This window comes from Oleiphilus sp. HI0117 (assembly GCF_001635235.1).
Genome location: NZ_LWGA01000950.1, coordinates 1 through 1882 on the forward strand (window position 1 = coordinate 1; position 1882 = coordinate 1882).

Annotated in this window: 3 protein-coding genes; 1 reads left to right on the forward strand and 2 read right to left on the reverse strand. The window is 43.8% G+C overall.

All coding sequences use genetic code 11. The features are described 5' to 3' along the window. A partial coding sequence (locus A3757_RS17005) for a HisA/HisF-related TIM barrel protein (protein ID WP_255374990.1) occupies window positions 1-237 on the forward strand: 237 nt, incomplete at its 5' end. Window positions 238-351: 114 nt separating this feature from the next. Here A3757_RS17005 and A3757_RS17010 read toward each other — a convergent pair. Further along, on the reverse strand, window positions 352-1200 hold the full coding sequence (locus tag A3757_RS17010) for a CZB domain-containing protein (protein WP_068739980.1): 849 nt from the start codon (window positions 1198-1200) through the stop codon (window positions 352-354). Window positions 1201-1358: 158 nt separating this feature from the next. Beyond that, window positions 1359-1882 (reverse strand): divergent polysaccharide deacetylase family protein (locus tag A3757_RS17015; protein ID WP_197470099.1); only part of this gene is annotated, 524 nt, incomplete at its 5' end.

Below are 1882 nucleotides of genomic sequence, written 5' to 3' on the forward strand. Positions count from 1 at the left end.
GATCAGGACGGTATGAAAAACGGCTTCGACTTAGGCGTCACTAGGGCGATTACCGATGCTGTGTCTATTCCGGTTATAGCATCTGGCGGTGTGGGGAATTTACAGCACTTGGCAGATGGAGTTTTGGAAGGTGGCGCCGATGCTGTTCTGGCAGCAAGTATTTTTCATTTTGGAGAGTACAGCGTTCAAGAAGCCAAGGCACATATGGCCGATTGTGGTATTGAAATGCGCCTGTAGGTCTTAAGCGCGAGAAAGTTGTCTATTGTAGGCAGAGGGTTCAGGCGCACGATCAATTTCGTGCTAGCCCTCATGCGAGCCGTGGAAGGCGCTGCCTACAAAGCTTTTTAAATTCTATGCAACCTGATTAGATTCAGACTTGCTCTCAGGCTGGCAGTTGATCAGCATTAATGGTGCTTCGTTACCGTCTCTAAGAAAGCCTTCCACCACAAAGTCATCATTTTTACTTCTCATGATTCCATCTGCAGAGTCATCTCGACAAAATACTTTTTTGTTAAAGGTGATGATGTCGTTGATATTATCAAGACGTAAGGCTGTTACTTTGCCGCCAGTGCGCTCTACAAAAAGAATGATAGGACGGATGCTCGATAAGGCTCGCTCTTTGGTTAAATGGAACAGGTGGATCAATTCTGATAGCGTGGTTTGTCTTTCGGTGTTCAGAATCTTCATTGCTTCGTCGTGATCAGTCTGATTTAAGTTGAGTAAGGTTTCAGCTAAACCGTGTAACTTTTTATGGGGTTCATCAAAGCGCAGGAGGGCTTCTTTAAGCTCTTCAATATCTGTTTCGAACTGGTTGTACCACATGCCAAAAGCGCATTTGTTAGGGTCAAGCGCTTTAGTAAAGGGCGTGTTGTTTTTAAGTGATGACTCTAGTGCATCAAGCCAATCTCTATGTTGCTGCTCCATTTCGTTCAGTTTGGCAACCAGGTTGTTCATTAGGGTCTGGTGATTTTCAGAACCAATAAGCTGATTAAAATCGTACAGCTGAACAGTGTTGTTCTGGAAGGTAATCACTTCGTGATTAAACTCATCAAGCTCATTTACCTGAAGGTTTCTTTTCACGTCTTTCTCAATATAAAGTACTTGTTCCAGAGGGATGGCAAATGCGGCGTCAGCCGTCATAAAGGTAATCGCAGCAAGAGTGCCGTCGTGAAATAAGCTGTCTATATTTTTGCCGGACATGGTGATAAACCTCGGGTCTGAAATGTGTTCGCTATAATCCTTGAAAGTGCGGAGGCACCGCGCATATTTAGTATAGACCTGATAGAAAATCTGACCAGTAAAGATCGACTAAATAAATTATCACGAAAAATAACTGTTTATGGATCGGTAGGAAGAATTTATAGAGTGTCTTGATATTCTTGCGGAATTCTTTGCGGACTGTAGTTTGCGTGTTTTAAGGTGTCTGGCGTGGATGATTTACTTTGTGCTAGTCGAGGAACTTTGTTTCTTGCAGCAAAGATGTTTTGCATGCTCTGTCCAGGGTTTTGTATTTGCCAGATAGCGCTAGCAGAAGCGATACTGATACCTTTTTCGTCAAGCTTTGTCAGAGCCCAGCTCAAGTATTCAACTGTGACTTTGTGAGGGTGGGCGATTGCTATGGCTGTGCCATTCTTCTTTGCTAGTTCGACTAGCTTGATAAACTGAGCTTGAACAAATTTTCGGGTCTGAAAATGGTCAAGAAAAACATCTCGGCTTATGTTAGGGATTTGGTGTTCTGCGGCAATTTTGGCGGCAACCGAGTTGGCAGAGGTGCGACTATCCAAGAAAAAGAAGGGGTGCTGTTTAACCGTTTCCATTACCCACTCCATAACCTTGTTTTGAGTTGTCAACTGACTGCCCATATGGTTATTCAGGCCTACCA